A 16,812-nucleotide genomic window follows, 5' to 3' on the forward strand; every position below is an offset into this window, starting at 1 on the left:
TCGCCTCCTCGTCGAGCTCCGGCCAGTCGTCGGCTCCTGACCAGAAGGTTGGGGGTTCGAATCCCTTCGGGCGCACCTCATGACGAACGGCCTCACCCGCACGGGTGGGGCCGTTCGTCGTTCTGAGCGTGGGCGTCGCTCCGTCCCGCGCCGAGCGGGCCCTCCCCCTTTCCGCACGATCGTGCTACGTTCACCGGATGACCAAGGGCGACGAGACGCGGCAGGTGATCCTGCACCGTGGCGTGGAGGCCGCGTACCGCGTCGGGCTGACCGGTCTCACCATCGGCGAGCTCGCGTCGGCCACGGGCATGTCGAAGTCCGGCCTGTACGCGCACTTCCGTTCCAAGGAGTCGCTCCAGCTCGCCGTCCTCGGCCAGGCGCGCGCCGAGTTCATCGACACGGTGGTGGCCCCCGCGCTGCGCACCCCCCGCGGCGAGCCGCGGATGCGGGCGCTGTTCGAGGGGTGGCTCGCGTGCGACCTGCGCCAGGACCCCGGCGGCTGCCTGTTCGTCAAGGCGGCGACCGAGCTCTCCGCGCAGCAGGGCCCCGTCCGGGACCAGCTCGTGCGCGACCACCGCGACCTCTGCGACGCCGTCGCGCAGGTCTTCCGCACGTGCGTCGCGGAGGGCGGGTTCCGCGCCGACGCGGACCCGGAGCAGTTCGCCTCGGACCTCTACGGCGTCATGCTCGGGGTGAACCACGCGCACGTCCTCATGGCCGACCCGCTCGCCGAGGAGCGCGCCCGGCGCGCGTTCGAGGCGCTGCTCGACGCGGCGCGCACGACCGCGCCGCTCCCCGTCCGCTGACCCCCGCCGTCTGCACCGCCGACCGAGAGGAACCGCCGTGGGCGTCCCAGGCTCGAAGAAAAGCACGACCGTTCGTGCCGACCGGCGACGCGCCGCGCGACGGCGCAAGGCCGCCCTGCGGCTCGCGGTCGTCCGCGCGCGCCTCGCCGTCCTCCAGGCGGTCTCCCCGCGCCGGGCCGCGCGTCTCGCGCTCGACCTCTGGTGCACGCCGCCCGACGGCGCGGGGCGGCGCCGCGACGACCGCACGGCCCCCGGCACGCTCACCACGGTGACCACGGCCGCCGGGTCGCGGGTCGTCGTCGAGACGTGGGCCGCGACCGGCGGCGAGGGGGCGACGAGCCCGGACGGCGACCCGGCGGGCACCCGTGCGCCCACCGAGGTCGGCGTCGTCTACCTGGCCCACGGGTGGGGCGGGTGGCGCGGCCAGCTCGGCGCGTTCGTCGAGCCGCTCCGTGCAGCCGGCTACCGCGTCGTCGCGTTCGACGCGCCGAGCCACGGCGACTCCGGTCCCGGCAGCCTCGGCCGGCGGCGCAGCACCATGCCCGAGCTCGCGGACGCGCTCGCGACGGTGGTCCGGTCCCACGGCGAGCCCGCAGCGGTCGTCTCGCACTCGCTGGGCACCGCGACGACCGTCCTCGCGGTCCGCGACGGGCTGTCCGCGGGTCGGCTGGTGCTCGTCGCGGCGATCGCCGACGTGCTGGGCGAGCTCGACGGGTTCGCGGACGTGCTCCGGCTCTCGCGCCGGACCCGCGAGCTGCTCCGGGGCCTGCTCTCCGACGTCGCGGGCCGTCCGCTGGCCGAGCTGGACGTGCGCGAGACCCTGCGCACCCACCCGGTCCCGCCCGCGCTCGTCGTGCACGACCGCGCGGACAAGGAGGTCCCGTACCCCGTCGGGGCGGCGCTCGCCGCGGCATGGCCCGAGGGCGAGCTCCTCACGACGGACGGGCTCGGGCACCACCGGCTGCTGCGCGACCCCGAGGTCGTGCGGGCCGTCGTCGACTACGTGACGCCGCTGCGCCCCGACACGCCCGTCGAGCCCGACCTCGCGCGCCGCGGAGCCTGAGCCCGTCGCGTCAGGCCGGGGTCGGGTGCCCGTGGCCCGCACGACGGCGCGGGCAGGCCGGCGTCGGGGGCGGCGGGTAGCGTCGGGCCATGCCCTCGGACAAGGTGGACCTCAAGGCGCTGCACCGCGACCTGTACGCCCCGCCGCGCGGGAGGTTCGTCGAGGTGGACGTCCCGACGCTCGCCTACCTCGCGGTCGACGGCGAGGGCGACCCGAACACGTCGCCCGCCTACGGCGAGGCGGTCGAGGCGCTCTTCTCCCTCGCGTACGCCGTGAAGTTCGCGAGCAAGCGGGAGGGCCGCGACTACGTCGTCGGTCCGCTGGAGGGCCTGTGGACGGCCGACGACCCGGGCACGTTCGTGCGGCGGGAGAAGGGCGCGTGGCGCTGGACGCTGCTGGTGCTCCAGCCGGACTGGGTCGACGAGGACCTCGTCGTCGCGGCCACGGAGACGGTCCGCGCGAAGAAGGACGCACCGGCCGCGCTCGACCTCGTGCGGCGCACGAGCCTGACCGAGGGCCGGTCCGTGCAGACCCTGCACGTCGGGACGTACGACGACGAGGGCCCGGTGCTCGCGGAGCTGCACGACGTCTACCTGCCCGAGCACGGCCTCACGTTCGCCGGTCCGCACCACGAGATCTACCTGAGCGACGTGCGACGCACGGACCCGGCGAGGCTCCGCACGGTGCTGCGCCAACCCGTCCGCCCGGTCTGACGACGACCAGGCCTCTACCTCGCGCTACCAGGGCTCTGCCTCGCGCTACCTGGGCAGCGACCACCCGCGGTCAGGCGGCCGACCGGCGTCGTGCCCAGGCGAGGTCCGTCTCGTCGAGCACGTCGGCGAGCCGGCGGCCCGCGAGCGCGCGGGTCCACGCGGCGGACGCGCCGTCCGGCGCGGCCTCCTGGAGCACCCACTCGCGCACCCCGAGGCGGCGCAGGTGCGTGCCGAGCGCGAGGAGCTCGGTGCGCGAGTGCACGCTCGGGTCGACCGTGGTGCGCACCTCGTGGTCGACGCCGGAGCGCAGCAGCACGGTCAGCGCCTCGAACGCGCGGCGCCCGGACGGGATCGTCCCCGTGACGACCGGGTAGCGCGAGGGCAGGTGCTTGATGTCGAGCCCGACCCAGTCCACGAACGGCAGGAGCCGCGCGAGCCGGGCCGGCCAGGGGCCGGCGGTGTGCAGCCCGACGTCGAGGCCGAGGCCGCGCACGTCGTCGATCGCGCCGAGCAGGCCGGGGTGGAGCGTCGGCTCGCCGCCCGAGAAGACGACGCCGTCGAGCAGCCGACGGCGCGGGGCGAGGAACGCGACGACCTCCGACCACGGGACCGTGTCCCCGGGCGGCGGTGCGCCGTGGGCCGCGACCGCGCACAGTCCCGGGTGGTGGCAGTACCCGCAGTGCCACGGGCAGCCCTGGGTGAGGACCGTCGCCACCCTCCGCCCGGGCCAGTCCGTGACGGACAACCGGTTCAGTCCGGCGACCACGAGGCCGGGGCGGGTCATCGGCGGCTCCTTCCGACGCACGACGGCCCAGCAGTCCGACGGGTCGGGGTCGCCCGCCGCGCTGCCAGGACCTCGAACGTAGCGCCGCCGCCCGGTGCGCCGGACCGGCCGAAGGTCCCGACCTGCGCGGCGCACGACGGCGTCCCCCGGTCGTCGCCCCGCCGCCGCGGGCGGGTTCACAGGGAGGACATAGCCGCGCGCTACTCCCGTCCCAGTCGCGCTCCCTAGCGTCCTGGTCATCCGCCACCCGTCGGGGTGGCATCGATCCTGGGAGTCGAGGGTGCTGCTGCAACGCTCGCGGTCGTCCGTGCCCACCACGGAGTCGGGGACGAGGCCCGCCGATCCACCGGAGCCGGACGAGGCGCCGGGGACCAGCGACGACCGCGGCACCCGTCGTGGCCGGCTGACGCGGCGGCTGCGCGGGCCTCGGCCCCGCCGGCGGGCGGTCGTGGTCGGGGTGATCGCCGTCCTCGTGGTCGCCGCGCTGGTCGTCTACCTCACGGTCCTGCGGCCGCGCGCGTCGTCGGCCCCGGAGGCGGGAGCCCTGCAGCCGACCACCGCGCAGGCGAGCACGGCGACGTTCGAGCGGACCGTGACGACGACGGGGACGCTCACGCCGAGCGTGCGGGAGGACGTGTCGTTCGCGGCGTCGGGCACCGTGCAGTCGGTCGAGGTCGCCGCGGGCGACACGGTCGAGGCGGGTCAGACGCTCGCGACGATCGACACCCTGCAGCTCGACGCCGCGCTCGCGCGGGCGAACGCGGACCTCGCGCAGGCGCAGGCCGACCTCGCGGACGCGCGGGAGTCCGACGACGGCAGCGACGCGGCGGAGGCAGCCGTCGAGGCGCGCGAGTCCGCCGTCGCGGTCGCGCAGCAGGCGTACGACGAGGCCGCGGCGGCGATGTCCGACGCGACGCTCACCGCCTCGGTGGGTGGTCTGGTGACGTCGGTCGGCGTCGCGGTGGGGGACACGGTGGGCCCGTCGTCGAGCACGGGCTCGTCCGGGTCGACCGGCGCGGCCGACCAGGGTGGTGCCGGAGCGATGCCCGGCACGTCGAGCGGCGGGTCGACCGGCACCTCGTCGTCCGGCTCGTCCGACACCGCGGCGTTCACCATCGTCGGGACCGACGCGTGGACGGTCGAGGTGAGCGTCGGGGAGTCCGACGTCGCGGCGATCGAGACGGGAGATCAGGTCGAGATGACGTCGGACGACCTCGCCGAGACGGTGTTCGGCACCGTGAGCGAGATCGGGCGCCTGCCCTCCACGACGCAGGGCGCGGTCGCGTACCCCGTGACGGTCGCGGTCACCGGCAGTCCCGAGGGCCTGCACGACGGCGTGAGCGTCGACGTCTCGATCGTCACCGAGCGCCGCACCGACGTGCTCTCCGTGCCGGCCGCCGCCGTCTCGACGAACGACGACGGGGCCTCGGTCGTGACGCTCGTGGACGGGGACGGGTCGACCTCGGAGCAGGTCGTCGAGACCGGTGAGTCGTCGGGCCAGATGATCGAGATCGTGTCCGGCCTGTCGGAGGGGGACACCGTGCAGTACACCGCGTTCACCCCGGGCGCCGGACGCGGCCAGGGCGGGGAGGAAGGCTTCGACCCGTCCCAGATGCCCGGGCGCGGCCAGGGCGGGTTCCCCGAGGGCTTCGATCCCTCGCAGCTGCCCGCCGGCGGCTTCCCCGGCCGCGGGGGGAACTCGTGACCGCCGCGACGAGCGAGGTCGGTCTCGCGGGTCTCCCGGCCGAGCCGGGCTCCTCGCCGGTCATCGACCTGTGCGGCGCGCGCAAGACCTACCGCACGGGCGACCTCGAGTTCGAGGCGCTGCGCGGCGTCGACCTCCGGATCGAGCGCGGCGAGTACGTCGCGATCGTCGGGCCGTCGGGCTCGGGCAAGTCGACGCTCATGAACGTGCTCGGCTGCCTCGACACGCTCACCTCGGGCACGTACCGGCTCGCGGGCGACGACGTCGACGACCTGGACGAGACCGACCTGGCGAGCGTGCGCAACGAGCAGATCGGCTTCGTGTTCCAGCAGTTCAACCTGCTGCCGTCGCTCTCCGCGCTGCGCAACGTCGAGCTCCCGCTCGTGTACCGGGGCGTGGCCTCGGCGGAGCGCCGCGAGCGGGCCGCGGAGGCGCTCGCCCGCGTCGGCCTCGCCGACCGCACCGCGCACCGGCCCGGCCAGCTCTCGGGCGGCCAGCAGCAGCGCGTCGCCGTCGCGCGGGCGCTCGTCGGCGAGCCGGCGCTCGTCCTCGCGGACGAGCCGACCGGCAACCTCGACTCCCGTTCGACCGCCGACGTGCTCGACCTGCTCGACGCGCTGCACGCGCAGGGCCGCACGATCGTCCTCATCACGCACGAGCACGAGGTCGCGCAGCGGTCCCGGCGGGTCGTGCGCGTGCTCGACGGCCTCGTGACGTCGGACGAGCGGGTGGTGGCGTCATGAGCTGGACCGAGACCGCCGCCACGGCGTGGCACGCGATCCGCGCGCACACGATGCGCTCGCTGCTCACGGTGCTCGGCATCCTCATCGGCATCGCCGCCGTCATCCTCACGGTCGGGCTGGGTCTGGGGACGCAGAAGGACGTCTCCGAGGACATCAGCTCGCTCGGGTCGAACCTGCTCATCGTCACCCCCGGGTCCTCCACCGACTCCTCGGGGATCCGCGGCGGGTTCGGCTCCGCGTCGACGCTGACCGTGGCCGACGCCGAGGCTCTCGCCTCGGACGTCGCGGTGCCCGACGTCGCGGCGGTGGCCGCGGAGAAGGAGTCGTCGCAGTCGCTCGAGGCGGGCGACGCCAACTGGACGACGACCGTGACGGGCGTCACCGACGACTGGCTCGAGGTGCGCTCGCGCGAGGTCGCGGTCGGCGCGTTCGTCGACGTCGCCTCGACCGACGAGGTCGTGCTCGGCCCCGAGACCGCGAGCGAGCTGTTCGGCACGACCGACGTCGTCGGCCGCACCGTGAGCATCGCCGGGACGACGTTCGACGTCGTGGGCGTTCTCGAGGCCGCCGGGTCGAGCGCGTCGGCGAACCTGGACGACGTCGCCGTCGTGTCCATGTCGGCGATGACGTCGGCGATCACGGGCGGCACGAACACGTCGGTCAGCACGATCTACCTCAAGGCGACCGACACCGACGCGATCTCCGCCGCCTACCAGGAGGCGCAGTCGCTGCTCCTCGCGCTGCACGGCGCGTCGAGCGCGGACGCCGCCGACTTCACGATCGACTCCCAGGACTCGCTCGTGTCCACCGCGACGTCGGTGTACCGCACGCTCACGGTCCTGCTGGCCGGGGTGGCCGGCCTGTCGCTGCTCGTCGGAGGCATCGGCGTCATGAACATCATGCTCGTGTCCGTGTCCGAGCGGACGCGCGAGATCGGCCTGCGCAAGGCGCTCGGTGCGCCGCCCGGCGCGATCCGCCGTCAGTTCCTCACGGAGGCGTCGATCCTCGGCGTCACCGGCGGCCTCGTCGGCGCGCTGCTCGGCGTCGTCGCGGCGCTCGCCCTCCCGGCCGCGCTGGGCTCCTCGATCGTGGTCTCGCCGCTCGCCGTCGGCGGCTCGATCGCCGTGGCCCTGGCCATCGGGCTCGTGTTCGGCGTGTATCCCGCCGTCCGTGCCGCGCGCCTCGCCCCGATCGACGCGCTGCGCAGCGAGTGACCCCGCCCTGCTCCCTCCCGATCCTCGACACGCACACCTGGAGAGCTCCATGACCTCGCGCACCACGCGCCCCCGCACCGGCCGGCCTCGCGACGTCCTCGTCGCGCTCGGCGGCCTCGGCCTCGCGCTCGCCCTCACGGCGTGCTCCGCCTCGGACGCCGCGACCCCCGACGACTCACCGTCGGACGCCGCGGCCGACCAGGGCGCGGTGTCCGAGGGCGCGTCACAGGGCCGCGGCGGCCGTGCCCCCGGCGTCTCGGGCGAGATCGCCGCCGTCGACGGGACGACCGCGCAGGTCCAGGACGACGAGTCGCAGACCGCCGTCGTCTGGTCCGACGACACCACGATCAGCGTCACGGTGGACGGCGCGCTCACCGACGTGACCGTCGGGTCGTGCGTCCTGGCGGTGACCGGCTCCCTGCCGCAGGACGAGACCGAGGACTCGGCGGGAGACGCGGCCACGAGCGTCGCCGTGAGCGAGCCGGTGGACGGCGAGTGCACCGGCGGCTTCGGAGGGTTCGGCGGTGGCGGGTTCCCCGGTGGCGGTGAGCGGCCTCAGGGCGCGCCGACGGACATGCCGTCCGACCTGCCCGAGATGCCCGACGGCGCACCGACCGACATGCCGTCGGGCGCGCCGGACCGCGAGGGCGGGCCGGGTGGAGGCTTCGGCGGTCTGACGACGGGCCTCGTGACGGCGGTCGACGGCTCCACGATCACGGTGCGCACGACCTCGCCCGAGGGGGAGACCTCCGAGGAGACCGTCTCGGTCGACGACGCGACCACCTACACGGTCCAGCGCGCGGGCACGGGCGACGACGTCGTCGTCGGGCAGTGCGTCACCGCCCAGGGCGAGAGCGAGGACGGCAGCGCGTTCGCCGCGACGAGCCTGAGCGTCTCCGCTCCCGGCGACGACGGGTGCACGAGCGGGTTCCCCGGCGGCCGGGGCGGGTTCCCCGGCGTGCGCGGTGGCCAGGACGAGGACGGTCGCGATGCGTGACGCGGTCGTTCGTCGTCGCCGCCGGTCGCGGCGCCACCGGTGGGTCGCCGCGGGCGTCGCGGTCGCCGTGCTGGGCGCGGGGGGCGCCGCCGTCGCCCTGCGGCCTGCTGCCGCGCAGTACCGCACGGCGACGGTCGCCACGGGTGACGTCGCGCAGCAGGTGTCCGTCAGCGCCACCGTGGCGTCCGCGAGCCGCGCCGACGTGACGTTCGGCGCGTCGGGCACCGTCGTGACCGTCGACGTCGCCGCCGGCGACCGCGTCGAGGCGGGTGACGTCCTCGCCACGCTCGACGCCGACACGCTGCAGGACGCCGTCGACGACGCGAACGAGACCCTTGCCGAGGCGCAGCAGACCCTCGCCGACGACCTCGACGCCCAGTCGGCCGGCTCGGGCTCGACGGCGAGCGTGACGTCCGCCTCCGGGGCGGGCGCGGTCGGGGCCGGTACCTCCGCGGGCGGGTCCGTGCTCCTCGTCAGCACGACGGGTGCGGGCACGCGCGCCGTGACGCTCACGGCCGCCGGTGGGTCGAGCGAGGCCGAGCAGGCGGTCACCACCGCGCTCGACGCGCTGGCCGACGCACGGACGGCCGTGCAGACGGCGCAGGAGGCGCTCCTCGCGGGGTACGAGTCCGTCGCGGACGCCCTGCTCGCCGGCACCGCGGCGCTGGGCACCTCGGGCGACGCGGTCGCCGCCGCGACCGGCGACCAGGGCCCGTGCGCCGCGGTCCTCGTGGCCGGAACCGCCGACGCCGCCGTGACCGAGGACGAGCTGACCGCGTGCGTCGCCGCGATCGTCTCCGCGCAGGAGGCCCTCGCCGCGACCGACGGCGCCCAGCAGACGACCGGAGCGGCGCAGACGGCCCTGCGGGACCTCGTGGCGAACCTCGACGACGCCGTGACCACGCTCGGCGAGAGCTCCGCCGAGCTGGACGCCGCGGTGGCGGCGCTCCTCGACGCCTCCGGTCCGGGGAGCGGCTCCGGCAGCGCCGGTGGGGCACCTGATGCCGGGGCCGGCACGGGGGCGGGGACGGGCGCCGACGGCGGTGCGTCCCCCGCGGGCGGAGCCGCCCCCTCGGGCGGGGGCGCAGGGGCGACCCCGGATCTCTCGGGCGGCGGTACCGGGGCCGTCGGGTCGGCCGCGGGCGGCGCGCCGTCGGGCGGATCCGCGACGACCAGGGGCGACGGGACGTCGTCGGGCACCGTGACCGCGGAGCGCATCCTCGCCGACCGCGCGGCCGTCAGCGTGGCCGAGCGGCAGCTCGACATCGCCGCCGCGGCCGCGGCGGCGGGCACCCTCACCGCGCCGATCTCCGGGACCGTGGCACAGGTGGACGTGGCCCCGGGCGCGTCGGTCGGCACGAGCGACACGGCCGTGACCGTCCTCGGCGACGGCGGCTACGTGCTCACGACGACCCTCGACCTCGCCGAGGTGGGTGCGGTCGAGGTCGGCCAGGCCGTCACCGCGACCGTTCCCGCCACGGGCGGTGCGTACACCGGCACCGTGAGCAGCATCGGGATCCTCGACGACTCGCAGACCTCGACCCCGTCGTACGCCGCGGCCGTCGCGCTCGACGCGGTCGACGGCGAGCTGCCCGAGGGCGCGTCCGCGTCCGCGACGATCGCGGTCGCCGAGGTGAGCGACGTCCTCGTCGTCCCGACGTCCGCCGTGGCCGCGGACGGGCCGGCGCGCACGGTCCGGGTGCTCGACGGCGACGGCGTGCGCACCGTGACGGTGACGACGGGCGCCGTCGGGCCGGAGGTCACCGAGGTCACCGAGGGCCTCGCCGCAGGCGACGAGGTCGTGCTGGCCGACCTGGCCCGAGAGCTCGTGCCCGACGACGAGGAGTCGAGCGGGCTCGCCGGCCTGGGCGGGTCCGAGGGGCAGAGCGGCTTCCCCCAGGGAGGCTTCCCCCAAGGAGGCTTCCCCGAGGGGGGCTTCCCTGAGGGTGGCTTCTCCCGCACCGGCGGATGAGGACGTCGATCCAGGTCATCCGGACCCGCGAGGCAGGCGGACGGTGAAGGTCGTGCCGGTGGGGTCGGGTTCGTCCGCGGTCGCCGACGTCACGGTGATCGTGCCGCCGTGCGCGGTGACGATCGCGTCGGCGATGGCGAGGCCCAGGCCGGTGGAGCCGCCGGTGCGGTTGCGGGCGTCGTCGCCGCGCGTGAAGCGCCGGAAGAGCGTCGGGCGCAGGGTCGGCGGGACGCCGGGGCCGTCGTCGGCGACGGTGAGCACGACGTCCTCGCCGTCGGTCGTCAGCCGTACCGCGACGTGGGTGCCCGGCGGGGTGTGCGTGCGCGCGTTGGCGAGGAGGTTCGCGAGCACCTGGCGCAGGCTCGCCTCGTCGCCCAGGACCTCGAGGTCGACGTCCTCGTCGGTGTCCTCGCCGCGCGCGTCGGGCAGGTCCGTGGCGAGGTCGACGTCCAGGTCGCCGGTGCCGGGCAGGTCGAGGTCCCAGTCGTGGTCGGGCCCGGCGGCGTGGGCGTCCATGACGGCGTCCACGGCGAGGCCGGCGAGGTCGACGGGCGCGCGGTCGAGCGGGCGGCCGGCGTCGAGCCGCGCGAGGAGCAGGAGGTCCTCGACGAGCCCCGTCATGCGGACGGCCTCGGACTCGATGCGGTCGAGCGAGCGCGCGGTGGCGGGCGGGACGTCGTCGGGGGAGCGGCGCACGAGCTCGGCGTACCCGCGGATGGAGGCGAGCGGGGTGCGCAGCTCGTGGCTCGCGTCGGCGACGAACCGCCGCACCTGGGTCTCGGAGTCGTGGCGCGCCTGGAGCGAGGTCTCGACGTTCTCCAGCATGCGGTTCAGCGCGGCGCCCACCTGCCCGACCTCGGTGCGCTCGTCGGTGAGGTCGGCCGGGACGCGCGGGATCGCGTCGATCTCGCCCTGCGCGAGCTCCAGCTCGGAGACGCGGCTCGCCGCGGCGGCGACGTCGTCGAGTGGCCGGAGCGAGCGCCGCACGAGCCACGTGCCCAGGAGCACGGCGGCGAGCAGGCCCGCGGCGCCGAGCGCGACCTGGACGGAGACGTAGTCCTCGACCGTCGCGTCGACGGTCGTCGTGCTCGAGGCGACGACGACGGGCTGGTCGTCGTCCGTCGTCCGGTGCACGGCACGGAACGACCCGAGGTCCGGCAGGTCGACGTCGTGCGCCCTGCCGTCGGCCGGCACGGCCTCGAGCGTGGCGATCTGGGCCTCGTCGAGCGTGACGCGCTCGAGCGTCGGCGAGACGTACTCCGCGAGCACGATCTCGCCGTCGGCGTAGCGCACGAGCGCGCTCCCCGGACCGATGCCGGCAGGCAGGCGTGCCGGGTCGTCGCCGTCGGGAAGGCTGCTGGGCGACGGGGCCGGGGTGCCCGTCGCGTCGTCAGGGAGCTGTCTGCCCGGCGGCAGGACCCCGGGCCCCTGCGCGAGCCGCTGACTCGCCTGCTCGAGCTCGTGGTCGACCTGGGTGACGAGCTGGGTGCGCAGCGCCGCGGTCGAGGCGGCGGCGAGCCCGACGGTCACGACGAGGACGACACCGGCGACCACGAGGACGAGCCGTCGCCGCAGCGCGGTGGGACGTCGGCGGGCCGGGCCCGGTGTCCCGGTCCCCTGCGCCGGGGCCGTCCCGGCCCGTGACGGCTCAGGCACCGGCGTCGGCCGCGCCCGCCGCGGGCTTGAGCACGTAGCCGACGCCGCGGAGCGTGTGGATCATGGGCTCGCGGCCCTTGTCGATCTTGCGACGCAGGTAGGAGACGTAGAGCTCGACGATGTTCGCCTGGCCGCCGAAGTCGTAGCTCCAGACGCGGTCGAGGATCTGCGCCTTGGAGAGCACGCGGCGCGGGTTGCGCATGAGGTAGCGCAGGAGCTCGAACTCGGTGGCCGTGAGCCGGACCTCCTCGCCCGCGCGGCGCACCTCGTGCGCGTCCTCGTCGAGCTCGAGGTCGCCGACGACGAGCACCGAGTCCTCGCGCGCGGTGGCGCCGCCCCGGCGCAGCAGCCCGCGCAGGCGCGCGACGACCTCTTCGAGGCTGAACGGCTTGGTCACGTAGTCGTCGCCGCCCGCGGTGAGGCCGGCGACGCGGTCCTCGACGGCGTCGCGCGCCGTGAGGAACAGCACCGGCCTCCGGGCCTCCTGCTCGCGCAGGCGTCGCAGCACGGTGAGGCCGTCCATGTCGGGGAGCATGACGTCGAGCACGACGACGTCGGGATCGGTCTCGCGCGCGGTCCGGATCGCGGAGCTCCCGTCGAGCGCGGTGGACACGTCCCAGCCCTCGTAGCGCAGCGCCGAGGTGAGCAGCTCGGCGAGGTTGGGCTCGTCGTCGACCACGAGCACGCGGACGGGCGAGCCGTCCGGGCGCGTCAGGCGGGGCTGGTCGGGACGGCCGACGGGGGCGGTGGCTGCGGTCATGGAACCAGCCTCCTCCCTGACCCGGTGACGCGCCTGAGCCGAACCTGTGAGTCACCTAGGTCCTGAGGGCTGCACCCCAGCGCGCCGAACCCGGGGTCGCTCCTCGATCCGGAGGTGGATCGAGGAGCGACCCCGGGTTCGGGGTGGGTCGGCCGAGGTCGGCCGGGGTCGGCCGCGGGCGGCCGCGGGTCAGCCGCAGGTCGGTCGGCCGTGCTCCGGCGTCGCGACGGTCTCGCGCTCGTCGGCGTCGTCCGACGGCGCGGCCGTGACGCTCACGGCGCCGTCCGCGGCGTCGCCGCGGACGGCGAACGACTGGTACGCGTTCTTGCCGGGGGCCACCGAGGGGAAGCTCTTCGAGCCCCACGGCGTGGCGACCTCGACGTCGAGGCGCGCGTCGTCGTCGTTCACGACCCGCACGGCGACGTACGGCTTGCCGCCGAGGCACCGGACCTCGGCCGTCGCGGTGACGGCGACTGCTGCCGGAGACGTCGGGTCCGCCGCGCCGGGCGCGAGCACCCGCAGCGCGGTGAGCCCCGGGTCGCCGTCCTGCCACGACGTGCTCAGCGCGACGTACCGCGCCGTGCGGTCGACGGCGAGCGTGCCGCGGACGTCCCCTGCGCCGAGGGTGCCGACGTCGGTGAACGTCAGGCCGTCGTCGCTCACGGACACGACCGACTCCGGCGCCCCGCCCCGCTCCCAGGCGGCGACGACGGTGCCGATCTCACGCGGTGCGCCCAGGTCGGTGACCATGCGGCCGTCCGGGCCGGGGACCCACGCCGTGGCGGCGTCGCCGTCCACGGCGAGCGACGGCGACGTCATGCCGTCGGGCAGCACCGACGCGGGGAACGTGAGGGTGCTCAGCGCGTGGTCGGCGACCGGGAACCGGGTCGCGTCCCGGAAGGTGACGCGCGTGCCGGACGGCGTCGCCCCGACCGTGCGGGTCGCTCCCGTCTCGGCGTGGCGGAGCTCGACCGGCGTCCCGTCGCCGCTCACGCGGAACGACCGGGCGTCGTCGACGGCGACGGTGACCCCGGCCGGGGTCGCTCCGCCGTGCGCGGCGACCGTCGCGCGGGGTGCGAGGACGACCGCGTCGCCCGCGGGGACGGTGACGTCGAGCGCCGAGGCGTCCGCGCCGACCGTCTGCGTGCCCGCGTAGACGGGGACGGCCCCGCCGTCGTGCGGGACGGTGAGCGTCGTCGCGACGTCCGCGCCCGTGAGGTTGAACGCCACGACGTAGCCGTCGACGGCGCTCACGAGCACGGCCGGGTCCGCAGCCGTCGGCACGCGGGCCCCGGCCTGCGCGGCGGTCGCCGCGGCGTCGCCCGGGACCATCTCCACGAGCCGGGGGCCGGTCGCGCCGTCCGTGAGCCGGACGACGTGCCGCGTGTCGGTCGCGCGCGACACCGTCACCGGCGCGTCGGAGCCGCGCACGACGAACCCGGCCTCGCCCTCGACGTTGAGCCAGTCGCCGTCGCTGCTGAGCACCTGGTCGCCGGTGTACCGGAACGACGCGGCGTCGTGCCAGGTCCGGCCGTCGAGCGACGTCTGCACGCGGTACTCCTGGCCCGCGGCGACCTCCCAGCCGAGCTGGACCTGGCTGACCTCGGTCGGGGCGCCGAGGTCGACCTGGATCCACGAGTCGGGCTTCGTGCGGTCCGCGACCGCGACGGCCCAGCGGGTCGTGGCCGAGCCGTCGGTGACGGCGCTCGCGGGGTTGGAGCCGTTGGCGCTCGACGCCGTGGCCGGCTTGCCCGCCGCGACGTCCGTGCCGGTCGGGGAGAACGCGCGCAGGTGGTAGAGCGAGTAGCCGTACGCCGCGTCCCCGCGCACGCCCTGCATGCGGACGTAGCGCGTCGTGACCGGCGCGGGCTCGGCCGCGCCCTCCGGGGTGAGGTCGACGGTGTCGAGGCGCGCGACGTTCACGTCCGCCGGGGCCTTGCCGTAGGCGGTGGCCGTCGTCCAGGTCTGGCCGTCGGTCGACGTCTGGACGAGGTACCGCGCTCCCGCGCTCGCCTCCCACGCGAACCGCACGCCGCCCACGGTCGTCTCCTCGCCGAGGTCCACCTGGATCCACGAGTCGGGGCGGGTGCGCTCGCCGACCGCGACGGCCCAGCGGGTCGACGCGTTGCCGTCGGTCACGCGGGCCGCGGTACGGCCGTTCGCGGCGTCCTCGCTGGACGCGGTCGCGACCTTGCCGGCCGCGAGGTCGGTCGCCGACCCCTCGTCCGCGCCGTACGCGTGGAACGCGAACATCGAGTAGCCGTACTGCGGGTGGCCCTGCTGTCCGAGGAGCCGCACGTACCGCGCGGTGACGGGCGCGAAGGTGAGGTCGTCCACGCGCGCGGCCTTGGCGTCCGCGGGGTCGGCGGGGCGCGTCACCGGGAGCGTCGCGGTGGTCTCGCCCTCCGCGGTCATGTAGGTGCGCGACCCGTCGAGGCCGGAGTACCCGTTCATGTCGAGGTTGCGGACGGACAGGCTCGCGTCCTCGGTGCCCGCGCCGGTCGACGCGTAGACCGCGGCCCCGGTCGGGAGCGTGACCTGGCCGGCGTACCCCGTCCCGATCCGGAACACCGACGACGTGCCCTCGAAGCCGTCGCGCGGCCCGGTGTACGTCGTCACGTGCCGCTCGTCGACGGCCGCGCCGGTGCTGGGGTAGAGGTAGGGGGTCGAGCCCGAGACGTGGAAGAGCCACGAGTCGTGCGACGGGACCCAGGGGAACTTCACGAAGCCCTTGCGGCTCGACGCCGCGGCCCAGGCGTCCGCGGACTGCTGGACCGTCAGCCCCGGGCCGGCGCCGAAGTCGCGCACCCCGGCGAGGCGCTCGAAGAACGCGTCCTGCGGCGTCGGCTCGACCGGGCCCTCGGGGGACTCGGCGGCCTCGACGTGCAGCAGGTAGGAGATGGCGATCTCGGCGCGCGCCTCCGGCTCGTACTTGGGCTCGCCGGAGAACTTCGCGAGGCGGTAGACCGGGGCGTAGGACTGGTAGTCCGCGAGCGCGGCCGCGAGGTTCGCCTCGGCGCGCGCGGCGTCGGGGTCGCGCAGCACCTGGCCGAGGAACGCCATCGGGATGGCGTCGCGGCCGTAGAGGTACTCGCGGTCGGCGACCATCGGCATGAACGGCTCGCCCGCGTCGGACATGACGAGCTTGATCGACTCCCACAGCTCCGCCGAGTTGGGCTGGTGCGTGAGGATCTCCGGCAGCGGCTCGTCACGCAGGAGGAAGTGGATCGCGTTGCGCCCGCCGGACCGCCAGATGTCGGACTGGTAGTGCGGGCCGAACGACCCGTGGTTCTCCACGAGGTACGTGTCGTGGATGGTCTGCATGGTGTTCGTCGACACGGGCTTGCCCGCGACGACGGCCGGGTTGTTGCGGTCGGCGGTCGGCTGCCCCGCCGCGTTGCGGCCCCAGTCGCCGAGCTGCTCGGCCCAGCGCGCCGCGTCGGGGTCGTCGGGGGCCCAGGCGAGGCCGGGGGCGAGCGCCTGCGTGTAGACGCCGACCTCCTCCTGCGCCGTGTCGCCCTCGAACTTGCCCGTCGGCCAGTCGGCGGTCCACGACCCGGAGAGGGGGTCCTTGCCGAAGTCGAGGTCGGCGGTGTACGTGGACTGGCCGGTCGCGATCGTCGTGAGGTTGGCCTGCGTCGTCGCGTCGAGCTCGTCCCACAGCAGCGTCCCGGCCGCGAGGAAGTAGGACTGGAACGTCGAGTCCCAGAACAGCTTCTTGCCCCACGTGCCCGCCGGGTCGACGAACCGGTTGCTCGCGGCGTAGTGCCGGATCGTGGCGAGCGTGTGCGCGCGGAGCGTCTCCTCGGAGATGCCCGCGAGCTCGGCGTCGTACTCGCCGTGGGTCAGGAGCACGGCGTTGCCCAGCACGACGGCGAAGTTGAAGTCCTTGAGCTGGTACACCCCGGCGGACTCGTCCCAGACGGTCTCGACCCAGCGGGTGTGGCGCAGCAGCGCGCCGTAATAGTCGGCCGCGGTCGCGTCGGGCGCGCCGAACGCGGGCGTGGGGTCGACCTCCGCCGTCACGGCTGCGGGGGAGGCGGCCGAGGGCGCTCCCTGCGCGACCGCGGGGGTGAGCAGCAGGGCCCCGGCGGTCGCGAGCGCGACGGCGGCGGTGGCGCGGCGGCGTGCGCGCCGTCCGGGCGGTGGGGTGGGCGGGCGGGTCATGGGGCCTCCGGGCGTCGTCGAGCGGCAACGGTGCTGGTGCTCGGGCGGGTGGTACGGGTGCGGGCGGGTGGGAGGTGGTGCGGTGCGCGCGGGGAGCGCCGGTCCAGGGTCGGACGACCGGCGCCCCCGCGCGGGTCGGGGGAGCCGCTCAGGCGGGGCGGGGGATGCTCACGCGGTGCGTTCCTCTCGGGTGGTGCGACGTCGCACGCGGTGACGCGAGGCCACCTGACAG

Annotated in this window: 12 protein-coding genes; 8 read left to right on the forward strand and 4 right to left on the reverse strand. The window is 75.7% G+C overall.

Going from position 1 to position 16,812, the window contains the following annotated elements; translation table 11 throughout:
- Positions 1 to 197: 197 nt before the first annotated feature.
- From ACTJIY_RS17805 to ACTJIY_RS17815, 3 genes are all read left to right on the forward strand, one after another.
- Positions 198 to 806 carry a TetR/AcrR family transcriptional regulator gene (locus ACTJIY_RS17805; protein WP_253052350.1) on the forward strand — a complete coding sequence of 203 codons (609 nt, stop codon included), beginning with the start codon at positions 198 to 200 and terminating at the stop codon, positions 804 to 806.
- A 37-nt stretch (positions 807 to 843) separates the two neighbouring features.
- Entirely contained in the window at positions 844 to 1,869 is a 1,026-nt protein-coding gene (locus ACTJIY_RS17810; protein ID WP_253052352.1) for an alpha/beta fold hydrolase, read from the forward strand.
- 89 nt (positions 1,870 to 1,958) lie between these two features.
- Positions 1,959 to 2,582, forward strand: coding sequence for a GyrI-like domain-containing protein (locus ACTJIY_RS17815; protein ID WP_440675094.1), 624 nt, complete (start codon positions 1,959 to 1,961; stop codon positions 2,580 to 2,582).
- Between the two features lie 70 nt (positions 2,583 to 2,652).
- Here ACTJIY_RS17815 and ACTJIY_RS17820 read toward each other — a convergent pair whose 3' ends face one another.
- Positions 2,653 to 3,366: an anaerobic ribonucleoside-triphosphate reductase activating protein gene (locus ACTJIY_RS17820; RefSeq protein ID WP_253052356.1), complete on the reverse strand. Its 714-nt coding sequence runs from the start codon at positions 3,364 to 3,366 to the stop codon at positions 2,653 to 2,655.
- Between the two features lie 457 nt (positions 3,367 to 3,823).
- Between ACTJIY_RS17820 and ACTJIY_RS17825 the strand changes: the two genes are divergently transcribed.
- Genes ACTJIY_RS17825 through ACTJIY_RS17845 form a run of 5 tightly spaced genes read left to right on the forward strand, consistent with a single transcriptional unit; the run spans position 3,824 to position 9,997 of the window.
- Positions 3,824 to 5,071, forward strand: coding sequence for an efflux RND transporter periplasmic adaptor subunit (locus ACTJIY_RS17825; RefSeq protein WP_440675095.1), 1,248 nt, complete (start codon positions 3,824 to 3,826; stop codon positions 5,069 to 5,071).
- Positions 5,068 to 5,814, forward strand: a complete 747-nt coding sequence (locus ACTJIY_RS17830; protein ID WP_439159205.1) for an ABC transporter ATP-binding protein — start codon at positions 5,068 to 5,070, stop codon at positions 5,812 to 5,814. Before ACTJIY_RS17825 ends, ACTJIY_RS17830 begins: the two co-directional genes overlap by 4 nt.
- Positions 5,811 to 7,028, forward strand: coding sequence for an ABC transporter permease (locus tag ACTJIY_RS17835; protein ID WP_440675096.1), 1,218 nt, complete (start codon positions 5,811 to 5,813; stop codon positions 7,026 to 7,028). Before ACTJIY_RS17830 ends, ACTJIY_RS17835 begins: the two co-directional genes overlap by 4 nt.
- Before the next feature lie 49 nt (positions 7,029 to 7,077).
- The gene (locus ACTJIY_RS17840) at positions 7,078 to 8,025 is read left to right on the forward strand and encodes a hypothetical protein (RefSeq protein WP_440675097.1); all 948 of its coding nucleotides are present in this window, start codon (positions 7,078 to 7,080) and stop codon (positions 8,023 to 8,025) included.
- Positions 8,018 to 9,997, forward strand: coding sequence for an HlyD family efflux transporter periplasmic adaptor subunit (locus ACTJIY_RS17845; protein ID WP_440675098.1), 1,980 nt, complete (start codon positions 8,018 to 8,020; stop codon positions 9,995 to 9,997). The genes ACTJIY_RS17840 and ACTJIY_RS17845 overlap by 8 nt, the downstream gene beginning before the upstream one ends.
- A 15-nt stretch (positions 9,998 to 10,012) precedes the next feature.
- Here ACTJIY_RS17845 and ACTJIY_RS17850 read toward each other — a convergent pair whose 3' ends face one another.
- The 3 genes from ACTJIY_RS17850 to ACTJIY_RS17860 all read right to left on the reverse strand — a co-directional run bounded on the left by ACTJIY_RS17850 (position 10,013) and on the right by ACTJIY_RS17860 (position 16,580).
- The gene (locus ACTJIY_RS17850; RefSeq protein ID WP_440697248.1) at positions 10,013 to 11,551 is read right to left on the reverse strand and encodes a sensor histidine kinase; all 1,539 of its coding nucleotides are present in this window, start codon (positions 11,549 to 11,551) and stop codon (positions 10,013 to 10,015) included.
- Between the two features lie 94 nt (positions 11,552 to 11,645).
- Complete coding sequence (locus ACTJIY_RS17855; protein WP_353707409.1) at positions 11,646 to 12,413, reverse strand: response regulator transcription factor; 768 nt, start codon at positions 12,411 to 12,413, stop codon at positions 11,646 to 11,648.
- A 189-nt stretch (positions 12,414 to 12,602) separates the two neighbouring features.
- Complete coding sequence (locus tag ACTJIY_RS17860) at positions 12,603 to 16,580, reverse strand: discoidin domain-containing protein (RefSeq protein ID WP_440675100.1); 3,978 nt, start codon at positions 16,578 to 16,580, stop codon at positions 12,603 to 12,605.
- Between the last annotated feature and the right edge of the window lie 232 nt (positions 16,581 to 16,812).

The sequence above is a fragment of the Cellulosimicrobium sp. 22598 genome, from assembly GCF_052044445.1.
Lineage (GTDB): Bacteria > Actinomycetota > Actinomycetes > Actinomycetales > Cellulomonadaceae > Cellulosimicrobium > Cellulosimicrobium cellulans_G.